We start from the raw sequence: 20,982 nt of genomic DNA on the forward strand, positions 1-20,982 counted from the left end.
CCCCCCCCCCCCCCCCCCCCCCCCCCCCCCCCCCCCCCCCCCGCCCCCCCCCCCCCCCCCCCCCCCCCCCCCCCCCCCCCCCCCCCCCCCCCCCCCCCCCCCCCCCCCCCCCCGGGCGCATGCGGCTTGACCAATTCATCACCGCATGGTTATAATTCGATGCATAGCCAACCAGTGATGAGTGCCGCATGCAAAATGACGTCAATGCGCTGTTCAGGACGATGGCGGACCCGACCCGCAGGGCCCTCTTCGAGCGCCTGTGCCGCGATGGCGAGCTGACCGTGGGCGCGCTGACGGCGCAGTCCGGGGTCTCGCAGCCGGCCGTGTCCAAGCACCTGAAGCAGTTGAAAGAAGCGGGCCTGGTGCGCGACCGGCACGCGGGACGCCAGACGCACTTCACGGCGCAGCCGCAGGCACTGGCTCCCATGCTGGACTGGACTTCCCGGATGAGCGCTTTCTGGGAAAGCCGGTTCGACTCCCTCGACGACCTGTTGAAAAGGATGGACCAATGAACAACGCTACGCTTGATACCCGCACCGTCACCGTCGAACGCGATTTTGCCCATCCGCCCGAGAAAATCTGGCGCGCGCTCACCGAGCCGCACCTGATCGAAGCCTGGCTGATGAAAAGCGATTTCGCGCCAAGGCCGGCCCATCGCTTCACCTTCAGCGCCGACTGGGGCTCGGTCGCGTGCCAGGTTCTTGTGATTGAACCGAACAGCGCCCTGTCGTACACCTGGTCCGCCATGGGACTCGAGAGCGTGGTGACCTGGACGCTCTCGCCCAGCGGGGCCGGCACGCGCCTGCGGATGGAGCAGACCGGCTTCGGTCCGGAGCAGGAGCAGGCCTACCGTGGGGCGCAATATGGCTGGCCGACGTTCATGGCGCAACTCGACAAGGTGCTGTCGAGCGAAGATTGATCGCCTGGCGGCTTGCCAAGCTGACCGGCGACGGTGTGCGATTGAACAATCGCCGGTCAGCGCAACTGCTCGAGCAAGAAGGTGTACGTCAGCGCCCACATCTGCGCCTGCTGGTCGTTGTTCGCCGCGCCCGCGTGCCCGCCTTCCAGGTTTTCCCAATACAGCACGTCATGCCCCTGCGCCTCCATCAGCGCCACCATCTTGCGCGCGTGCCCCGGATGGACCCGGTCGTCCCTCGTCGAGGTGGTCAGGAGCATGCGCGGATAGCGCTTGTCGCCGAACACATTGTGATACGGCGAATAGCGCTGGATATATTCCCACTCGCCGGCCACCTCCGGATCGCCATACTCGCCCATCCACGAGGCCCCGGCCAGCAGCTTGTGATAGCGCCGCATGTCGAGCAGCGGCACCTGGCACACGACCGCGTTGAACAGGTCGGGCCGCTGGGTCATCGCGGCCCCGACCAGCAGGCCGCCATTGCTGCCGCCCATGATCCCCAGGTGACGCGGACTGCTCACCTTGCGCTCGATCAGGTCTTGCGCCACCGCTAAAAAATCGTCGAACGCGCGCTGGCGCTGGTCCTTCAGCGCCGCCTGGTGCCAGCGCGGCCCGAACTCGCCGCCACCGCGAATATTGGCCAGCACGTACACGCCGCCCTTGGCCAGCCAGGCTTGCCCGGTCACGCCGCTGTAAAACGGCTTCATCGCGATCTCGAAGCCGCCGTACCCGTACAGGACGGTCGGATTCAAGCCGTCCATGCGCGCTTTCCGGTCCATGACGACAAAATACGGCACCCGCGTGCCATCTTTCGACACGGCCTCGAACTGCTTGACGATGTACGGTTTGGCGTCAAAAAACACCGGCATCGACTTGAGCGGCTGGCGCCGATCGCTGCCGGCCTGGCACAGATACAGGCTGGTGGGCGTGAGGAAGTCGGTCACGGTCAGGAAGTACCGGTCCGACGCGGTCGCGTCGAGCGCGCTCACGCCCAGGGCGCCGAAGGCCGGCGCATTCACCTCGCGCCGCTGCCACTGGCCGTTCACATGGCGCAGTTCGACGATGCGGTTCTTGACGTTATCGAGCTCGGTCAGGAGCAGGGCGCTGGCGGTCATGGCAACGCCATCGAGCGAACTGGTCGCGCTCGGGGTGAACAGCACCGCAAAGTCGCGTTCGCCGTCCATGAAACGGACAAAGTCGGTGGCCACCAGCGCCCCTTGCGGATAGGTGCGCCCGCCCACCTCCCAGTCCGAGCGCAGCTCGATCACCAGCTGGTCGCGCACGGTGTAGGCGTTGGCGTCGTCGGGTTTGTCCACCCGCACCAGGCCCGCATCACCCCTCAAAAACAGCTCGCTGCTGTAAAAACCGATCTGGCGCTCGACGAATTCGTGTTCGAAGCCGGGCGTGAAGTCTTTGTACGCCGACACGCTCAGGTCATCGGCGCGCGCTTCGAACAGGGTGCTGGCCTGGTCCAGCGCGCCGCCGCGCCGCCATTCCTTGACGATGCGCGGATAGCCCGACGTCGTCATGCTGCCGGCGCCGAAGTCGGTGGCCACGGCCAGCCGGTCGATGTCGAGCCAGCGCGCGCTGCACTTGGACTCGGGCAGCGCAAAGCCGCCGGCCACGAAGGCTTTGCCGGCCAGGTCGAATTCGCGCATCACGTGGGCGTCGCCGCCGCCGCGCGAGAGAAACACCAGGCAGCGCGTGCCGGCCGGCGGCAGCGAGGAGGCCCCGGCCCAGACCCAGTTTTCGCGTTCGGCGATAGCCAGCTGGTCGAGGTCGAGCACCGTTTCCCATGCCGGCGCCGCGTCGCGGTAGCTCTCGAGCGTGGTGCGGCGCCACACGCCGCGCACGTGGACGGCGTCGCGCCAGAAGTTGTATACCAGTCCGCCGTGCTCGCTGATGTAGGCAATCCTGGCCTTGTCGTTGAGGATGGTCGCCAGGCGCTCGCGCAGGGCGGCAAAGTCGCTGTGGCCTTCGAGTTCTCGCTCGCACGCGGCGTTGCGCGCACGCACCCAGTCCAGCGCCGCGCCGGAGCTGACGTCTTCCAGCCACAGATGGGGATCGTCGGCGTCAATACTGCGCGCCGTTATGGACGTTTCCGATATCATTTCACCTATTAAATGCCGCATTCCTGCTCCTGTATTGTGTCTGTATTGACGTTCTGCCATGGCGCGGACGCGACAGTAAAATTTATCAATTGCATGTTCTCTTGCTGCAAAGTACTCTTGAGGTAATGAAGCGCGCGTGCGGCGGGGCCGCGCCCGCCTTTTCATGAATAGTATGCTGCCTGCCGGGCAGTTTCCAAGTGCCAGCGAGCGAAAACAACGGGGTTGGACAATGACGCAAGCGATCAAGCGCAGCATGACAGGCACCGTCGGTAGCCGTCCTGTTTCGCGCCTGGTGTGGTGGGGCGTGGGCGTGGCGCTGTCGATCCTGGTCGCGGCGCTGCTGCGCATGGGCGCGACCAGCACGGTCGATGTCGATGCGCGCCAGCGTTTCGACGCGCTCGCGCGCGGCGCGCAATCGAGCCTGGCGACCCGCATCAAGTCGTATTCGGACCTCGCGCGCGGCATGTCGGCCCTGTTCCAGAGCACCGACGCCCCCAACCGCCTGCATTTTCACCGCTACGTGCAGGCACTCGGCATGCGCACGCATTTTCCGGCCATCGAAAGCATCACCTTTGCGCGTTACGTGACGGCGGCCGGGCGCGATGACCTGATCGCCTCGGTGCGCGCCGACCGCAGCGTCGACGCCGGCGGCTACCCCGACTTCAGTATCCGTCCGGCGGGCGAGCGAGCCGGCTATACGGTACTGACCTTTATCGAACCGGAAGCGGCGCGCGCCAGCGGCCGCATGGGCCTGGACATCGGCGCCAATCCGGTCGCCGCCGCCCACCTCGAGCAGTCGCGCGACAGCGGCAAAATCAGCGCCTCCGGCATGCCGATCGTGGTCAACGAGCCGCGTCCGCACGTGGCGCTGGGCATGCGCATGCCGGTTTATCGCAGCGGCGCGCTGCTCTATAGCGTGGTGGCGCGCCGCGCCGCCTACATCGGCAGTGTGGGCGTGGGCTTCTCGGTGCCGGCGCTGGTCGGCAGCGCGCTCGAAGAAATGCCGCAGCGGCGCCTGCGGCTTGCCTTGTACGCCGACGGCAGCCTTGACCCCGAGCGCCGTACCCTGGCCCTGGGCGCCCAGGACCGGCAGCTGTATAACGACCATGATCCGCTGCCCGCCGGCGACAGCGCCGGCGACTGGTTCGACACCGTGCTTCCGGTCGATTACAACGGCAGCCTGTGGAAGGCCCATTTCCGCATCGCCCGCGCGGACCTGTACAGCGATTTCGACCTGATCCTGCCGCCGCTCACCTTCGCGGTCGGTTTCCTGGTGACGCTGCTGGCCTACGCCTACTTCCTTACCCTGTACCGCTCGCGCCGCACCGCCATCGAACAGCGCGTGCTGCTCGATTCGGTCTTGAACAGCATCGACGCGCATGTGTACATGAAGGACCGCGAGCGCCGCTACATCTATATCAACGCGCGCACCGCCGAAGCGATGGGCCAGCCGGCCGAAGCGATCATCGGCAAGCGCGATAGCGAGGTGATGGCGCCCGAACTGGCCGATGTCGACTGGAACCAGGATCGCCAGATTTTCGTCGACGGCGCGCGCCATGCCGGCCAGGTCGAATTCACCCGGCTTGACGGCGAGGTGCGCCAGCTCTGGACCGTCAAGGTGCCGGTGCTGCTCGACGGCGAAGTGAACGCCGTGATCGGCCTGTCGACCGACGTGACCGAACTGCACACGCTCAAGGCGCAGGCCGACGCCGCCAACCAGGCCAAGAGCAACTTCCTGTCCAACATGAGCCACGAAATCCGCACGCCGATGAACAGCATCATCGGCATGTCGCACCTGGCGCTCAAAACGGTGGCCAACCCGAAGCAACGCGATTACCTGGAAAAGATCCATCATTCGAGCCAGCACCTGCTCGGCATCATCAACGACATTCTCGATTTTTCCAAGATCGAAGCCGGCAAGCTGGAACTGGAAGTGCTCGACTTCGGCCTGGGCGCGCTGATGCAGAACATCGCCCACCAGCTCGGCGACGCGGCCGCCACCAAGCACTTGTCGCTCGAATTCGAGATCGACCCGGCCCTGGCGCAGCAATTGCGGGGCGACCCGCTGCGGCTCGAACAGGTGCTGCTCAACTTCACCTCGAACGCGATCAAGTTTTCGGAAAACGGCCGCATCCGCGTGCGCGCGGTGGCCGGCAACGAAGGCGAGAGCGAGAACGAGAACCAGAGCGACCTGCTGGTGCGTTTCGAGGTCGAAGACGCGGGCATCGGCATGAGCGAAGCCGAAATCGCCGACCTGTTCAAGTCCTTCCACCAGGCCGACCCCTCGACCACGCGCAAGTACGGCGGCACGGGCCTGGGACTGGTGATCAGCAAGCAGTTGGCGGAGCTGATGGGCGGCAGCGTCGGGGTCGATTCGCTTCCCGGCCGCGGCAGCTGCTTCTGGTTCACCGCGCGCCTGGGCAAGGCGCTCAACTTCCTGCCGGGCGACGGCGGTGCGGTCGATCCGGCGGTGCTCGAGCAACTGCGCGGCGCCTATATCTTGCTGGTCGAAGACAATATCTTCAGCCAGCAGGTGGGCCAGGAACTGCTCGAAGAAGCCGGGGCCACGGTGGTGGTGGCCAACAACGGCAAGGAGGCGATCGACCTGATGCTCAAGGAGCGCTTCGACTGCGTGCTGATGGACGTACAGATGCCGGTGATGGACGGCTTCGAAGCGACCCGCATGATCCGCTCCGACGCGCGCCTGCGCGACGCGCTGGTGATCGCCATGACCGCCAACGCCGGCCGCGACGACCAGTCGCGCTGCCTGGAAGCGGGCATGAACGAATTTGTGACCAAGCCGATTTCGCCCAAGCTGCTGTTCGAGGTGATCGCCAAATGGCTGGCCACGCGCCCGGCGCGCAACGGACGGCGACGCCTGGCGGAGCCGGCCGACCAGGCGCCGACCCGCATGTCGGCCGCGCCGGTGGTATCGATCGACGCCGGCATGCTCGACATGGGCGCGCTGTCGCTGACCTTCGGGGCCAATCCGGTCAAGATGCGCAAATACGCCTTCATGTTCCTCGACTCGGCGCGCGACGGCCTGGCCGACGTCAGCGAAGCGCTCGACCGCGCCGACGTCGAGCGCCTGTCCGACCTGGGGCACCGCATGAAAGCGTCGGCCAAGGCGGTCGGCGCGATGCGTTTTGCGGGGATGTGCCAGGACCTCGAACGCCTGCGCGACGGCGGCACGATCGAGCAGGCGCGCACGCTGGTGGAGGGCATGTACGCGCTGCTCGAGCAGTTGAACGAGCACATCGCGCATGAACTGACCGAATCAGCAAGTTGAGCCCGCTTTGAAGCGTTGACCGCACGTATCACCCTACCGCGCCCAGCCCAAAGCTAGTATGCTGTGCGCCATGTCTTCCTCTGTCACGCCCGGCCTCCTTATCCTTCACGGAAACCAGATGGAGCAACTGCGTGCCGCGCTTTTCGCCTGGCTGCGCAAGCACCCGCTCGACCCGCTCGAAACCGAAATCATCCTGGTGCAATCGAACGGCGTGGCCGAGTGGCTGAAAATCGCCCTGGCCGAAGAAATGGGCGTGTGCGCCGCCACCCGCGTGGCGCTGCCGGCGCGTTTTTTGTGGGAAGCCTACCGTGGCATGCTCGGGCGCGAAAGGGTCCCGACCCGCTCCCCGTACGACAAAGGCCCGCTCACATGGCGCCTGATGCGCCTCTTGCCGCAGCTGCTGGTCGACGACGCCTTCGCCCCGTTGCGCCATTTTCTGGGCGACGGCGACCCTGAACGGCGCCTGCAACTGGCCGAACGCCTGGCCGACCTGTACGACCAGTACCAGGTGTACCGCGCCGACTGGCTCGACGACTGGACTGCGGGGCGCGACCGCCTGCGCAGCGCGCGCGGCGACCTGACGCCGCTCACGCCAGAGCAGCGCTGGCAAGGCTGCCTGTGGCGCGCCGTCAACGACAGCCTGCCGCCCCAGTTGCGCGACTCGGGCCGCGCCACCATCCACCAGCAATTCGTGCGCGCGGCCGACATTGGCGAAGCGCCGGCCGCGCGCCTGCCGCGCCGCGTGGTGCTGTTCGGGATGTCGGCGCTGCCGTACCAGACCTTGCAAGCTATCGCCTCGCTCTCGCACCACACCCAGGTGCTGCTGGCCGTGCCCAATCCCTGCCAGTTTTATTGGGGCGACATCATCGAAGGGCGCGAACTGCTGAAAGCGGCGCACAAACGCCAGCGCCAGCGCGGCGGCATCGATTTATCCGGCGTGCCGCTCGAAGAACTGCACGCGCACAGCCATCCGCTGCTGGCCAGCTGGGGCAGGCAAGGGCGCGATTTCATCCGCATGCTCGACGAATTCGACACCGAGTCGGGCGAGCGCGCCGACAAGCTGCGCATCGACCTGTTCAGCGAAGGCGAGGGCGACACGCTCCTGGCGCAGGTGCAGGCGGCTGTGCGCGACATGCTGCCGCTGCGCGAGCACCCGTGCGCCAGGGGGCAGGCGCAGCCCGGCGCGTTTGCCAACCCGGCGCCGCATGACGACTCGATCGAATTCCACGTCGCCCACAGCGTCCAGCGCGAAGTCGAGGTCCTGCACGACCAGCTGCTGTCGTGGTTCGGCGCGCCCGGCGCCCGGCTGCGCCCCCGCGACGTGGTGGTCATGGTGCCCGACATCGACATCTTTTCGGCCGCCATCCACGCCGTCTTCGACCAGCACAAACGCAGCGACCCGCGTTTCATCCCGTTCGAAATCGGGGATGTGAAAGACCGCAGCGTCAACCCGCTGCTGGTCGCGCTCGAATGGCTGTTGCGACTGCCGCAGCAGCGCTGCCGCCAGAGCGAAGTGCGCGACCTGCTCGACGTGCCGGCGCTGGCCGCGCGCTTCGGCCTGTCCGAAGACGAACTGCCGATCCTGGGCAACTGGATCGAAGGCGCCAGCGTGCGCTGGGGCCTGGACCAGCAACACCGCGACGGCCTCGGTCTCGGTTCGGCCGGCGAGCAGAATGCCTGGATCTTCGGGGTGCGGCGCATGCTGCTCGGTTACGCCAGCGGCGCCGGCGGCAGCTTCCGGCAGATCGAGCCGTACGCCGAAGTGGGTGGGCTCGACGCCGCGCTGGCCGGCTCGCTGGCACAGCTGATCGAAACCCTGCTGGCCTGGCGCGCCACGCTGGCCGGGTCGCGCACGCCGGCGCAGTGGGGCGAACAGGCGCGCGCGCTGCTGGCGGCGTTTTTCGCCGCGTCCGAAGAAGGCGACCGCCTCACGCTGGTGCAACTGCAGGACGCCCTGCAAAGCTGGCTGGAAACCTGCGAGAACGCCGGCTTCGACGAAGCGGTGCCGCTGGCGGTGCTGCGCGAAGCCTGGCTCGGCGCCCTCGACGAGCCGACCCTGAACCACCAGTTCGTGTCCGGCGGCGTGACCTTCTGCACCCTGATGCCGATGCGCGCCGTACCGTTTCGGGTGGTCTGCCTGCTCGGCATGAACGACGGCGACTTTCCGCGCCGCGCGCGCCAGGCCGATTTCGACTTGCTGGCGCTGCCCGGCATGGCGCGCCCGGGCGACCGTTCGCGCCGCGACGACGATCGTTACCTGATGCTCGAAGCGGTGCTGGCCGCGCGCGACAAACTGTATGTCAGCTGGGTCGGGCGCAATGTGCGCGACAACAGCGAGCAGCCGGCGTCGGTGCTGGTGTCGCAACTGCGCGACTACCTGGCCGAAGGTTGGGACCTGGACCTGGCCGCCATGACCACCGAACACGCGCTGCAACCATTCAGCCGCCGCTATTTCGAGCAGGGCGGCATGCTGACCTACGCGGCCGAATGGCGCGCCGCGCACGGCGCCGCTGCCGGCGCCGACGGCGCCCTGGACGACGCGGTGCTGCCGCCGTTCGAACTCGAATCCGAATACCGCCTCAAGCTGGGCGAACTGGCGAATTTTTTGCGCCAGCCGGCGCGCTACTTTTTCCGGCGTCGCCTGGGCGTGGCCTTCGGCGACGCCCAGGCAGTGGGCGAGGACGAAGAACCGTTCTCGCTCGATGCGCTGGAACGCTACTTTCTAGAGGACAGCCTGCTCGACGACGCCGCCGCGCCGGAGGAGCTGCACGAAGTGCGCGACAGCTTGAGCGCGCGCGCCGAACGTCTCAAGCGCGAAGGCGTGCTGCCGATTGGCCTGGTCGGCAAGCAGTGGCAGGAACAACTGGTCGAGGGCCTGGTGCCGGTGCGTACCGCCTGGCTGACCCTGGGCGCGCGCTTCGGCGAGATCGCGCCCAAGCTGGCGGTGAGCCTGGACTTCGGCGGCGTGCACCTGGACGATTGGGTCGACAAATTGCGCAGCAACGCGGCCGAAACGGCGTGGTTGCTGCAAATTTCGTCCAAGGTGCTCGATAAAAAAGGCGCGCCGCGCGGCGACAAGCTGATCGCCCCCTGGCTGCGCCAACTGGCGGCGGCGGCGGTCGGCCAACCCGTCACCGGCTACCTGGTGGCGCGCGACGCCATCGTCATGCTGGCGCCGCTCGAGCGCGACGAATCGCACGTGCAGCTGGCCGACCTGGTGGCGCTGTGGCGTCGCAACATGGATCAACCGCTGCCGGTAGCGTGCAAGACGGCGCTCGCGCTGCTCCAGCAGGGCGAACCGCGCAGCACCTACGACGGCGGCTTTGAGCTCTCCGGCGAAGTGCTGGACCAGTGCCTGGCGCGCCTGTGGCCCGACTATGCGGCCTTGAGCGCCAGCGGCGAATTCCCGGCGGTGGCCGAAGCGCTGTACGGACCATTGGCGCGCTGGCTCGGCCAGCACATCGAAATCGCTCCCATGGACCGGGACGCGCCATGAGCCAGCTGCTCGACGCCCTCGAGTTCCCGCTGTTCGGCACGCGCCTGATCGAGGCTTCCGCCGGCACCGGAAAAACCTGGACCATCGCCGCGCTGTACCTGCGCCTGGTGCTCGGCCACGGCGGCGAAAACGGCTTTGCGCGCGCCTTGCTGCCGTCCGAGATACTGGTGATGACGTTCACCCGCGCCGCCACGCGCGAGCTGTCGAACCGGGTGCGCGAACGCCTGGTGGAAGCGGCAGGTTACTTCCGTGGCGAATTCGAACTGGACGACCCCTATCTGCACCAGCTGGCCGACGCCTGCGGCAGCGAGGGCGAACGTATGGTCGCCGCCCATCGCCTGATGCTGGCCGCCGACACCATGGACGAAGCGGCGATCTTCACCATCGACGCCTGGTGCCAGCGCATGCTGCGCGAGCACGCATTCGACAGCGGCAGCCTGTTCGACGAAGAACTGGTCAGCGACGAACACGCGCTGTTCGAAGACGCGGCGCACGACTACTGGCGCCAGAACGTCTACCCGCTCGAGCCCGGTGCGCTCGGCGCGCTGCTGGCCTGCTGGCCCGACGTGCGCGCCCTGAAGAACACCGTACGCGAACTGGTGCGCCGGGTTGCCGTGCTGGGAGATCCGCCCGACGAATCGCTGGAAGAAGCCATCGACCGGGTCGAGCGCACGCAGGCGGCCGAACTGGCCAAGCTCAAAGCCGGTTGGGCCGAACGTGCCGACGCCATGGAACAGTGGATCGCCGGCCAGCGCGAGATCGCCCCCAAGTGCTTCAACGGCAACAAGCTGCGTGCCGACTCGCTGCTCAAGTGGTTCGACGCGCTGCGCACCTGGGCGCGCGCGCCCGCCATGCTGATGCCGACCCTGACCGACACGGCCTGGCACCGCTTGACGCCGGACGGCATCACCGACGCGTTCAGCAAGGGCTTCAGCGCCGACATTCCACCATGTTTCGAGGCCACCACCGACCTGTGGGAATCGCTCAAAGCCATCGACCCGCTGGCGCACGCGCTGTACCGCCACGCCGCCTTCCATATTGCGCGGCGCATGATGGAACTGAAGCGCCGCAAGCGCCAGTTCGGTTTTGCCGACATGCTCGATCGCCTGAAAAGCGCGCTCGAAGGCGCCAACGGCGAGGCCCTGCGCCAGCGCATCGTGGACCAGTTCCCGGTGGCGATGGTCGACGAATTCCAGGATACCTCGCCCGACCAGTATGCGATCTTCAACCTGCTGTACCGGGTGGCGGACAACGACCCCGCGCGCGGCCTGTTTCTGATCGGGGACCCGAAGCAGTCGATCTACGGCTTTCGCGGCGCCGACATCCACAGCTACCTGGACGCGCGCAGCGCCACCGCAGGGCGCCACTACCAGCTCGGCACCAACTACCGCTCGACGGCGGCGCTGGTGGAGGCGGTCAACCAGCTGTTCTTGCACGCCGAAGGGCGCGACGGCCATCCCGGTTTTGCCGGCGGCGCTTTTCGCTTCCGCAAAGGCGGCGTCAATCCGCTGCCGTTCGACGCGGTGGCCGCCAAAGGCCGCGACCAGCAACTGGTGGGCGTCGATGGGCCGTACCAGGCGCTGGCCATCTGCAGCACCGACCGCGACGACCTGAAAGCGGACGATTACCGCGAATTTTTCGCCCATCACAGCGCCGAGCATATCGTCGGCCTGCTGAACGATCCGCACGCCGGCTTTAGCGAAAACGGCGTCTTCACGCGCCTGGTGCCGGCCGATATCGCCATCCTGGTGCGCGACCGGCGCGAGGCGACTGCGATCCGGCGCGCGCTGGCGCAGCGCAAGATCCCGAGCGTGTACCTGTCCGACAAGGACTCGGTGATCGAAAGCGAAGAAGCGGCCGACGTGCTGCGCTGGCTGCAGGCGGTGGCCAATCCGCTCGACGGGGCGCTGGCGCGCGCGGCGTTCGCTACCCGCACCTCGGGCCTTTCCTTGGCCGAACTGGCGCGCCTGTCGTCGGACGAACTGGCGTGGGAAGTGCGGGTCGAGCAGTTGAAGGGTTTGCACATCGTGTGGCAGCGCCAGGGCGTGCTGGCCATGCTGCGCCGCTTCATCCACGACATGCGCCTGCCCGCCGCGCTGTTGCGCCAAGCCGGCGGCGAGCGGCGCCTGACCAATCTGCTGCACCTGGCCGAACTGCTGCAAAGCGCCAGCAGCCAGCTCGAAGGCGAGCAGGCGCTGATCCGCTGGTTCGCCGAACAACTGGCCGGCGTGGGCGAGGGCGGCGACGAACGGGTGCTGCGCCTCGAGAGCGACGCGGAGCTGGTCAAGGTGGTCACGGTGCACAAGTCCAAGGGGCTTGAATACCCGCTGGTGTACCTGCCGTTCGCGGTAACGGCGCGCACCACCGACCGGCGCAACCGCAGCTTTTTCGAGTTTGTCGGGGTTGATGGCGTGCGCCGCATCGACCTGGCCTTGTCGGACGAAGCGATGAATGCGGTGGACCGCGCGCGCATCGAAGAAGACCTGCGCCTGCTGTACGTGGCGCTGACGCGCGCGCGTCACTTCTTGTGGCTGGGCGTGGCCGCGGTCACTGCGCGCAAGGCGGGCGAGAACAAGCTGCACGAATCGGCGCTCGGTTACCTGCTCACGGGCGGCACGCCGATCGGCGCGGCCGACCTTCACCCGCACTGGGAAAAGCTGCGCGGCGGCTCGCAAGCGATCGACCTGCAGGCGCTCGATACGCCGCAGCACATCACCATGCTGGCGCGCGACGAGGCCCGGCCGGAGCTGGTGAACGCCGCCGCGTTTGGCGGCAATTTCGAGCGCAACTGGGCGGTCGGCTCGTTCACATCGCTGACGCGCCAGACCAACGCGGCGCCGATGCGCGCACAGGAACAGACCTTGTTCGACGAAGAACAGCAACAACAAGCGCCGCGCACCGACGACGCGCCGTGGCACCGCTTCCCGCGCGGTTCCGTGCCCGGCAATTTTTTGCACGAACAGCTTGAATGGATGGGGCAGGAAGGCTTTGCCATCGCCGAAGACGAGCAGTTCGGCGCGCGCCTCGGCCAGCGCTGCGAGCGCGCCGGCTGGGGCCATCGCCAGGAAGACGCCGTCACCTGGCTGCACGCGGTGGCGACCACGCCGCTGCCGCAGCTTGGCGCGCCGCTGGCGGCGATCGATCGCGTGATCCCTGAAATGGAATTCTGGTTCCCCAGCGAGCACCTGAACAGCGCCGCGCTGGACCGGCTGTGTACAGCCAACCTGCTCGGCAAAACGCCGCGTCCCTCGCTGCCGGAACGCTACCTGCACGGCATGCTCAAGGGTTTTGCCGACCTGGTGTTCGAGCACGAAGGCCGCTACTGGGTGATCGATTACAAGTCGAACGCGCTCGGCCCAAACGACGCCGCCTACGGCAAGGCGGCGATGGCGGTGGGGATGGCGGCGCACCGCTACGATATCCAGGGCGCCATCTACATGCTGGCCCTGCACCGCCTGCTCAAGAGCCGCCTGGGCGACGCCTACGAGCCGGCGCGCCAGCTCGGTGGCGCGATTTTCCTGTTCCTGCGCGGGATCGCCAACGCCAGCACGCGCGGCTGCTACCTGTTGGAGCCGGATGTGAGACTGCTCGACAACCTGGACGCGCTGCTTGGCCCGTCGACGCGGGGTGAGACATGAAACCGGCGCCTACGCTCGACGCCCTGTGGACCCAGGTCGCCGTCTTGACCGAAGACGGCCAGTTGCGGCGCCTGTCCGGCACCTTTGCACGCTTTGTCGGCTCGCTCGGCAGCGCCACGCCGGCGCTGATGCTCGCTTGCGTGTTGCTTTCCGAACTGGAAGGGCGCGGCCATAGCTGCCTGATGCTCGACCAGCTGGCGCTCGACCCGGCCACCTTGATGGCCTGGGACAAGGAGCAGTGGGATGCGCTGGCCAGGTCGGCCGGGGCGCTGCCGAAAAACCGCAAGGGCTGGATCGATCAGTTGGCGGCGTCAAGCCAAGTGTGGCGGGTGGGCGACCTTGATTTCGACCAACCGCTGGTGCTCGACGGCGAGCGCCTGTACCTGCGCCGCTACTGGCGCGACGAAACCCTGGTCGCGCACACGATCCGCGCGCGCGCCGGGCAGGTGCGCGAGGTCGATGCGCCGGCGGTGCGCATCTGGCTCGACGTGCTGTTTGCATCCGAGCGCCGCATCAAGGGGCCGGACTGGCAAAAGCTCGCCTGCGCGATCGCGCTGCGCGGCTCGATCGCCATCATCACCGGCGGTCCGGGCACCGGCAAGACCTACACGGTGGCGCGCCTGCTTGCGCTGCTGTTCGCGGTGGCGCCGGATGCCGGGCGCCAGCGCATCGCCCTGGCCGCGCCGACCGGCAAGGCGGCGGCGCGCCTGAAGCAATCGATCGACAAGGCGCTGACCGAACTGGCCGACAAGGTCGGCACCACCTTGCCGCTGCGCGACCTGACGGCCCGCATGGGCGCGGCGCGCACCTTGCATAGCTTACTGGGCGCGCGTCCCGACACCCGCACCTTCGCGCACAACAAGGGTAATCCGCTCGATATCGACGTGCTCATTGTCGACGAAGCGTCGATGGTGCACCTGGAGATGATGGCGTCCCTGCTGGATGCGCTGCCCGCAGGTGCGACCCTGATCCTGCTCGGAGACAAAGACCAGCTGGCGTCGGTGGAGGCGGGCGCGGTGCTGGGCGACTTGTGCCGCGACGCGCAGGCGGGCGGTTATTCGGCGGCCACGATGGCGTATGCGCTGGCGGCCAGCGGCGAGACCATTCCGGCCGAGTATGGCGGCGCCGGCGGGGCGCTGGCGCAGCAGACCGTCATGTTGCGCAGCAGCCGCCGCTTCAGTGGCCCGATCGGGCAACTGGCGCTGGCGGTGAACGCGGGCGATGTCGCGCGTGCCGAGGAAGTGCTGCGCGGTGGCGATGACACGGTGCGCTGGATCGAGCATGGACACCAGCAGCATGTGGTGCAGCTGGGGTTCGACGGCTATGCGCCGTATTTGTCGTTGATGGGCGAGGGCGATGGCGGCGGCGCGCACGAAACCTGGGTGCGCGCGGTGCTGCACCGTTTTGAAGCGTTCCGCGTGCTGTGCGCGGTGCGCGAGGGCGAGTGGGGCGTGGGCGGCTTGAATGACGCGATCGAACAGCGGCTCGACGGGGCGGGACTGATCCGGCGCCGGGGAGAGTGGTATGTGGGACGGCCGGTGATGATTACGCGCAACGACTACGGCACCGGCGTGTTCAATGGCGATATCGGGCTGACCTTGGGCGATCCGGCGCGTCCGGGATCGCTGCGCGTGTATTTCCTGGAGGGCGACAAGGTGCGCAGCGTGCTGGCGACGCGCTTGCGGCACGTGGAGACCGCGTTCGCGATGACGGTGCATAAATCGCAGGGATCGGAGTTTGCCCACACGGTGCTGGTGCTGCCGCGCGAGCGCGGGGCGATGATTGCGCGCGAGCTGATTTACACGGGGATTACGCGGGCAAGTGCGCAGTTCACGCTGGTCTCGCCGGGGGCGGCGATTCTGGGCGAGTCGATCGCGCAGAGGACGCAGAGGGCGAGTGGCTTAAGGGAGATGATTGCGGGGTGAGTACGACCGTCGTTGGCGTCACCACGCCGTTGTTCCCGCAACTGGCTCGTCGTTCCCGGCCTGGGCGGCTCCCTTGGCGGGAACCCAAGTTTGACGAGCCGCCTGTAATTGCGGTACGAACTTGGGTTCCCGCCTTCGCGGGAACGACGGAAGTGGCGGGAACGACGGAGGTTTTTTTACGCGCGGCGGTGGACGTGAATGACCGGCTTGTTCTGCTTTAACTTCACGCGGCTGGCGAAACGCGCCTTGGCCGGCGGGGCTGCTTTTGCCACGGCCACAACGCGCGGCTGATGCCGTCCGTGACTGCGCAGGCTGGTCTTGAGCACGGGCGCACGCGCCGCCGACGCCAATACAATCACCGGCTGGGTGACGCGCTGGCGCGTCCTGGCGCGGGCAATCACCGGCGCCGGCGCTTCATCGCCGGCGATAAAACGGCGGATGCTCAGCGCGTCCACAATCCGCGCCGAACTGGCTTTGGCGTTGAGCAGCACCAGGGTGGCGTTCTTGCCCGCCGATTTGATCTTCATGATCAGGCAGCGGCCCGCTTCTTCGGTATAGCCGGTTTTCGACAGGCCGATTTCCCAGCCCTTGGCGCCCACCAGGCGGTTGGTGTTGCGGTACTCGACCTCGCGCCCGCTGATATTGATGGTGTCGCTCGACTCGGTCGTGATGCGCGTAATTTCCGAATACGCCGCTGCGGCCCTGGCCATCTTGACCAGGTCCGAGGCCGTCGATTTATTGTTCGGCGACAGGCCGGTTGGCTCTTCGATCACGGTCTGCGTCATGCCCAGCGCGGCCACCTTGGCGCGCACGGCCGACTTGAACGCCACCACGCCGCCGGGAAAGGTGCGGCCCAGGGCGGCGGCGGCACGGTTGTCGGAACTCATCAGGGCCAGGGTGAGCACGTCCTGGCGGCTGATCACGCCGCCGACCGGCACCCGCGAGGTGCTGTGCTTGACGATGTCGACGTCACGCTCGTCGATGGCGATCAGTTCGTTCATGTTTTGCCTGGCGTCGAGCACGACCATGGCGGTCATCAGCTTGGTCAGCGAGGCGATCGACACGACCTGGTTGGGGTTCTTTTCGAGGAGGATCTTGCCGGTGGCGTCCTCGATCACCAGCACTGATTGCGAGCCGAAAGGCACGGCCATGGCGGCTGCGGCCGACATCGACATCAGTAGGGTGACAAGCAATTTCTTGATCATGTGGTGGGTCTTTGCAGTAGGGCTGGTCTGGGGCGGCGCTCGGTGTGCGCGGCAGCTGCTGGATGGGTTAATTCTATGCGGCAACTACTATAAGGGGCACGATAGCATCAAAGGCGCGGCCATGTCTAGCGTGCGCGCGGCAAAACGAGCTCGAGCGCAAGAAACACGTGAATAAACGGACGTAAGTACCTGAATTATTTCAAGAAAGCAAAGTTTCTTGTATGCTATGCGGGTGGCGAAAATGCTACCGGAAGGGGTGGGGAGGGATGGCAAAAACCGCTTCCGCGCCGATGGCGGAAGCGGCCAACCAGGCTTACTTGGCCTGGTAGATTTTGTCGAATTCGCCACCGTCGTCGAAGTGGGTTTTCTGCGCTTTTTTCCATCCGCCGAAGACCTCGTCGACCGTGAACAGCGAGATCGGCTTGTAGTTGGCGGCAAACTTCTTGGCCACCGCTTCCGAGCGCGGACGCAGGAAGTGCTTCGCGCCGATCGTCTGGCCCGCTTCCGAGTACAAGAAGTTCAGGTAGGCCGTGGCCTGCTTGCGCGAGCCGCGCTTGTCGACCACCTTGTCCACCACGGCCACCGGCGACTCGGCCAGGATCGACACGGGCGGATAGACGACCTCGAAATTGTCGCCGAATTCGGTGCGCACCATCTGCACTTCGCTCTCGAACGTCACCAGGGCGTCGCCGATGTCGCGCTGGGTGAAGGTGGTGGTGGCCGCGCGCCCGCCGCCGTCGAGTACCGGTACGTTTTTGAAGATGCGCGTGACCAGTTCGCGCGCCTGGGCCTCGGTGCCGCCCTTCTTGATCGTGGCGCCCCAGGCGGCCAGATAGGTATAGCGACCGTTGCCGGCCGTTTTCGGATTCGGGATGACCACTTTTACGCCCGGCTTGGCCAGGTCGTCCCAGTTCTTGATCTGTTTAGGGTTGCCTTTACGCACCAAAAAAATCATGGTGGAATAAAACGGCGCCGCATTGTGGGGAAATTTCTTGGCCCAGTCGGGCGAGACCACGCCGCGCTCGGCCAGCATGTCGATGTCGTTGGCCTGGTTCATCGTCACCACCGATGCTTCGAGCCCGTCCGAGACCGAGCGCGCCTGCTTGCTCGAGCCCCCGTGCGACATGTTGATGCTGACCGTCTCGCCGCTCGTCTTCTTGTAGTCGGCAATGAAGGCCGGGTTGATTTCCTTGTACAGCTCGCGGGCCACGTCGTAGGACACGTTGAGCAACTGGGCGTCGGCGGCGCTGGCGCCGAGCGGCAGGATGGCCAGGCCGGCAGCCAGCGCCAGGAGCGCGCGGCGGGTACGCAAATTGCATGTTGTTTTCATGGTGTTCTCTTGGGCTTTCTATTGTAGGAACTGAGACGCATGGTCTAAAATCCGCAGCCAAAACGGAAGGATTGTTTTGTCATATGCTTAGAGCCTGTCTCAGTAGATCGGGGGAAGCTGATTGCGATGCATGGCAAGCGAGGGCAAGGCGCGAGGAGGCCGCATGGCTAGCCATGCAACGACGAGGGTATTCCGAAGGAATACCGAGGCCGCGCTCGCTTGCCAGGCGCGCCAGCAGCGACTCCGATCTACTGAGATAGGCTCTTAGACCGCCCGGTACGGGTAGCGTTGCATAAGCTTCCTTGATTTTCTTCGTTGGGTTCGGCCGCAGGTCGGGGTAGGCTGATTGGATTGGGCAGATTCGCAACAGGTCATGGCGCCGGTTCTTGGTATAGTTGGTGGGTTGCGATTGAGTCGCGGCAACAATTATTCCTTCTGATTATTAACTATGGGTACACATGGGTATTGAGATTCGCACAGCAGTGCCTGACGACGCGTTCGCCGCGTGTGATGTGTTGCGCCGCTCGATTTCCGAGTGTTGCGTGGCCGATCATCGCAACGACCCCGACTTGCTCAAGGCATGGCTGGGCAACAAGACGCCGCAGAATGTGGCGAGCTGGTTCGTGTCGCCGGCCAACCACGTTCTCATCGCCGAGCGCGACGGGGTGGTGGTGGGCGTGGCCCTGCTGACCCAGGCCGGCAAGCTGTCGCTGTGCTATGTGTTGCCCGAAGCGCTGTATAGCGGCGTCGGCAAGGCCCTGTTGCAGGGTGTCGAAGCCCAGGCCCGCGCCTGGGGCGTGAGCGTGTTGCGCCTCAATAGCACGCTCACCGCCAGCAAATTTTACGAGCGCAATGGCTACATCCTCGCGGGCAAGGAAATGAGCTGCTACGGCCTGGAATGCGACTTCTTCTGGAAGAAGCTGAACGCGACCGACGCCTGCGACCCGGCGCCGAAAAAGCGTTTTTGTCACTGCAGCGGTCAATAAAGCGCGTGCGCCCTGTGCGCGGGGCAAGCTTGCGCTATAGTGTGCGCCTTGTTTACTGAGTATTCGTCATGGCCACGCGCAGAGATTTTCTACATCAAGGTTTATGCCTGTCCACTATGGGCATGATTTCCGTTCCGCTGATTGGCTGCGGCAGCGCCAGCGCGGCGCCGTCGGCGTCGGACAAGCCCAAGCGGCCGCTCCAGGCCGCCAAAGCGGGCAAGCCCGCCCCTGTGGCCCCGGTGTCCCGTACGGCGGTGCCCGGCGCCCCGGTCGCGCAGACCGAACTGGCGCCCCCTCCCGATATTTTCGACGCGCAAGCACTCGATCTCGATTTCTGGCTCAAGCCGCGCGTGCTGACGATGACTCGTCCGCAAAGCGGCGAGAAAACCAAGGTGCTGTACTGGAAAGATGGCCAGGTCATCGATGCCGCCTATCAGGAACTGTGCCACTTGATGCGCGACGTCAACGGCAAGGAAACCGCGCCGATCGACCCCAAGCTGTTCGAAACGCTGTGGGGCACCCAGGCTTTCCTCGAGCGTTACGGGATCGAGCAACCGCTGGAAATCCTGTCGGGTTTTCGCACCTCCAAGTCGAACGAGAAGTTGCGCGAAGCGGGCGTGCCGGCGGCGCGCCAGTCGCTGCACATCGAAGGCAAGGCGGCCGATATTCGCATCGCCAACCTCAATAGCGAGGTGCTCGGCGGCCTGGTGCGCAGTTTCCGCCAGGGCGGTGTCGGCTATTACTACCGTTCCGGACCGCGCGGCGGCTGGATTCATGCCGATACGGGACTGAAACGGACCTGGAAGGGTTGAATTCGGCGCCGCTGTCCAATCGGCTGTATTTATGTCACTATGGATTTTTAATTGCCGAGTGACAATCATGCGAGTTGTTTTTGCCGTCGTGGCGCTGAGCGGCGTATTCGGGCTGGCCACGCTGGCCTGGTCAACAGAACCGGCGAAGCAGGAGAAGCCTGCGGCCTCCCAATCCGCCGCCGATCCGGAAGTCATCAAGCGGGCCGGGGAAGGGGAGCGCGATGCGCGCATTGCGATTGCCCAAGGCAAGGACCGCTTGCAATACAGTGTGGGTGGCGGACCACCGCCGCGTCCGGAAGAAGTCGAGCCCATGCGACTGCGCGCCGAGATTCCGGTGCAGGTCATGAAAAAGCATGGCATCGAGGCTGTCATCCATTCGAGCGGCTGCGACATGCAGGCCGCGCGCTGGCAGGAAGCGTACGCCACGGCCTACAACGCCGTGATGGACGCGCACCTGCGCAAACAGCGCGGTCCGGACTACCGCAAGGCAATCGACGCCGACATTGCGGCTGAGCTTCAAAAGGCGCTTGCCGCCCTGGCCAAGCGCTAAAACAAGCCACGGCCGGCAACATCCGCAGCGCTGCGGCCGGCCGGGCAAGAAATTACTTCGCCCCGTTCAGCATGATCGTCTTGACTTCCCCCTCGGTGACGTCTTCCTTCGAGGTGAGCAAGCCGCCCTGGACGCCGTGGAATGGCACAGTCCAGGTCAGTTCGCTACGCACATAGTAAAACCCGGCTGGCAATCTGGTAAATTTGAAGCGGCCGTCCGCATCGGCGGTGACGGTGCGGCGCGCTTTGGTGAAACCCGCGGATGGCGGCAGGGAAGCCCGGTGTTTCCATACGCGTCCGGCTTGCATCCACCAGTTCTGGCTGATGGTCGTCACCGGATCGAGCGTGACCGTTCTGCCCGCCGCCTTGACTGTTCCGCCGCCTTTTTGGACCAGGAACGCCTGGCCGCTGATTTCAGCCGTCCCGTCGACGATATACGGAGCGTAATCGTTTTCCAGGTTGGCATCGTACGACGATGGGTAAGTCGGCTTGGGCATGTTGACAGGCCCCGCGCACCCTGCCAGCAACGCTAACAGGGCAAGCGATAACGTAAAGTTCTCATGGTCTGCACTCGATCAGGAAGTTAACGTACCCGTTTTTATAGTTGCAGGGTACTTAAGCTAATGATTTTGATAAAATTTCTCATCGAAAATTTGTATTTTGCTGATCCGAAGCATTGCTGCGGGCAGGCCCTGCCACTGTGCGCATCGTTGATGTGTTCGCTG

The 20,982-nt window shown here is 65.8% G+C and carries 13 protein-coding genes; 9 read left to right on the top strand and 4 right to left on the bottom strand.

Going from position 1 to position 20,982, the window contains the following annotated elements:
* Positions 1-188 precede the first annotated feature (188 nt).
* A complete protein-coding gene (locus tag F2P46_RS14670; RefSeq protein WP_166890801.1) occupies positions 189-512 on the top strand; it encodes a metalloregulator ArsR/SmtB family transcription factor in 324 nt (107 codons plus the stop codon).
* Positions 509-919: an SRPBCC domain-containing protein gene (locus F2P46_RS14675; RefSeq protein ID WP_166890804.1), complete on the top strand. Its 411-nt coding sequence runs from the start codon at positions 509-511 to the stop codon at positions 917-919. The genes F2P46_RS14670 and F2P46_RS14675 overlap by 4 nt, the downstream gene beginning before the upstream one ends.
* A 56-nt stretch (positions 920-975) precedes the next feature.
* Here F2P46_RS14675 and F2P46_RS14680 read toward each other — a convergent pair whose 3' ends face one another.
* Positions 976-3,048, bottom strand: coding sequence for a prolyl oligopeptidase family serine peptidase (locus F2P46_RS14680; RefSeq protein WP_166890807.1), 2,073 nt, complete (start codon positions 3,046-3,048; stop codon positions 976-978).
* 208 nt (positions 3,049-3,256) lie between these two features.
* Between F2P46_RS14680 and F2P46_RS14685 the strand changes: the two genes are divergently transcribed.
* The 4 genes from F2P46_RS14685 to recD all read left to right on the top strand — a co-directional run bounded on the left by F2P46_RS14685 (position 3,257) and on the right by recD (position 15,375).
* Positions 3,257-6,316 (top strand): CHASE domain-containing protein, encoded by a 3,060-nt coding sequence (locus tag F2P46_RS14685; protein WP_229509295.1) that lies wholly within the window; start codon positions 3,257-3,259, stop codon positions 6,314-6,316.
* Positions 6,317-6,386: 70 nt separating this feature from the next.
* Entirely contained in the window at positions 6,387-9,812 is a 3,426-nt protein-coding gene (gene recC / locus F2P46_RS14690; protein ID WP_166890809.1) for an exodeoxyribonuclease V subunit gamma, read from the top strand.
* On the top strand, positions 9,809-13,450 hold the full coding sequence (gene recB / locus F2P46_RS14695) for an exodeoxyribonuclease V subunit beta (RefSeq protein WP_166890812.1): 3,642 nt from the start codon (positions 9,809-9,811) through the stop codon (positions 13,448-13,450). Before recC ends, recB begins: the two co-directional genes overlap by 4 nt.
* Positions 13,447-15,375 carry an exodeoxyribonuclease V subunit alpha gene (gene recD / locus F2P46_RS14700; RefSeq protein ID WP_166890815.1) on the top strand — a complete coding sequence of 643 codons (1,929 nt, stop codon included), beginning with the start codon at positions 13,447-13,449 and terminating at the stop codon, positions 15,373-15,375. Before recB ends, recD begins: the two co-directional genes overlap by 4 nt.
* A gap of 176 nt (positions 15,376-15,551) precedes the next feature.
* Here the strand turns inward: recD and F2P46_RS14705 are convergent, their stop codons facing one another.
* Both F2P46_RS14705 and F2P46_RS14710 read right to left on the bottom strand, forming a co-directional pair.
* Complete coding sequence (locus F2P46_RS14705; RefSeq protein ID WP_166890818.1) at positions 15,552-16,580, bottom strand: serine hydrolase; 1,029 nt, start codon at positions 16,578-16,580, stop codon at positions 15,552-15,554.
* A gap of 313 nt (positions 16,581-16,893) precedes the next feature.
* The gene (locus F2P46_RS14710; RefSeq protein WP_166890821.1) at positions 16,894-17,910 is read right to left on the bottom strand and encodes a sulfate ABC transporter substrate-binding protein; all 1,017 of its coding nucleotides are present in this window, start codon (positions 17,908-17,910) and stop codon (positions 16,894-16,896) included.
* Between the two features lie 542 nt (positions 17,911-18,452).
* On the opposite strand from F2P46_RS14710, the gene F2P46_RS14715 reads away from it, so the two are divergent.
* The 3 genes from F2P46_RS14715 to F2P46_RS14725 all read left to right on the top strand — a co-directional run bounded on the left by F2P46_RS14715 (position 18,453) and on the right by F2P46_RS14725 (position 20,258).
* Entirely contained in the window at positions 18,453-18,896 is a 444-nt protein-coding gene (locus F2P46_RS14715) for a GNAT family N-acetyltransferase (RefSeq protein ID WP_368737913.1), read from the top strand.
* A 122-nt stretch (positions 18,897-19,018) separates the two neighbouring features.
* The gene (locus F2P46_RS14720; protein WP_166891193.1) at positions 19,019-19,708 is read left to right on the top strand and encodes a YcbK family protein; all 690 of its coding nucleotides are present in this window, start codon (positions 19,019-19,021) and stop codon (positions 19,706-19,708) included.
* Positions 19,709-19,739: 31 nt separating this feature from the next.
* Positions 19,740-20,258: a hypothetical protein gene (locus tag F2P46_RS14725; protein ID WP_166890827.1), complete on the top strand. Its 519-nt coding sequence runs from the start codon at positions 19,740-19,742 to the stop codon at positions 20,256-20,258.
* 52 nt (positions 20,259-20,310) lie between these two features.
* Here F2P46_RS14725 and F2P46_RS14730 read toward each other — a convergent pair whose 3' ends face one another.
* Positions 20,311-20,754 (bottom strand): carboxypeptidase regulatory-like domain-containing protein, encoded by a 444-nt coding sequence (locus F2P46_RS14730; RefSeq protein WP_166890830.1) that lies wholly within the window; start codon positions 20,752-20,754, stop codon positions 20,311-20,313.
* Between the last annotated feature and the right edge of the window lie 228 nt (positions 20,755-20,982).

The organism is Massilia sp. CCM 8734, from assembly GCF_011682155.1.
Classification (GTDB): domain Bacteria; phylum Pseudomonadota; class Gammaproteobacteria; order Burkholderiales; family Burkholderiaceae_D; genus Telluria_A; species Telluria_A rubra.

Coding starts and splice junctions, on each gene's coding strand:
- F2P46_RS14710 (WP_166890821.1), bottom strand. CDS start 17,910: ATGAAAACAACATGCAATTTGCGTACCCGCCGCGCGCTCCTGGCGCTG.
- F2P46_RS14725 (WP_166890827.1), top strand. CDS start 19,740: ATGTCACTATGGATTTTTAATTGCCGAGTGACAATCATGCGAGTTGTT.
- recB (WP_166890812.1), top strand. CDS start 9,809: ATGAGCCAGCTGCTCGACGCCCTCGAGTTCCCGCTGTTCGGCACGCGC.
- F2P46_RS14685 (WP_229509295.1), top strand. CDS start 3,257: ATGACGCAAGCGATCAAGCGCAGCATGACAGGCACCGTCGGTAGCCGT.
- F2P46_RS14730 (WP_166890830.1), bottom strand. CDS start 20,754: ATGCCCAAGCCGACTTACCCATCGTCGTACGATGCCAACCTGGAAAAC.
- F2P46_RS14670 (WP_166890801.1), top strand. CDS start 189: ATGCAAAATGACGTCAATGCGCTGTTCAGGACGATGGCGGACCCGACC.
- F2P46_RS14680 (WP_166890807.1), bottom strand. CDS start 3,048: ATGCGGCATTTAATAGGTGAAATGATATCGGAAACGTCCATAACGGCG.
- F2P46_RS14720 (WP_166891193.1), top strand. CDS start 19,019: ATGATTTCCGTTCCGCTGATTGGCTGCGGCAGCGCCAGCGCGGCGCCG.
- F2P46_RS14705 (WP_166890818.1), bottom strand. CDS start 16,580: ATGATCAAGAAATTGCTTGTCACCCTACTGATGTCGATGTCGGCCGCA.
- F2P46_RS14675 (WP_166890804.1), top strand. CDS start 509: ATGAACAACGCTACGCTTGATACCCGCACCGTCACCGTCGAACGCGAT.
- recD (WP_166890815.1), top strand. CDS start 13,447: ATGAAACCGGCGCCTACGCTCGACGCCCTGTGGACCCAGGTCGCCGTC.
- recC (WP_166890809.1), top strand. CDS start 6,387: ATGTCTTCCTCTGTCACGCCCGGCCTCCTTATCCTTCACGGAAACCAG.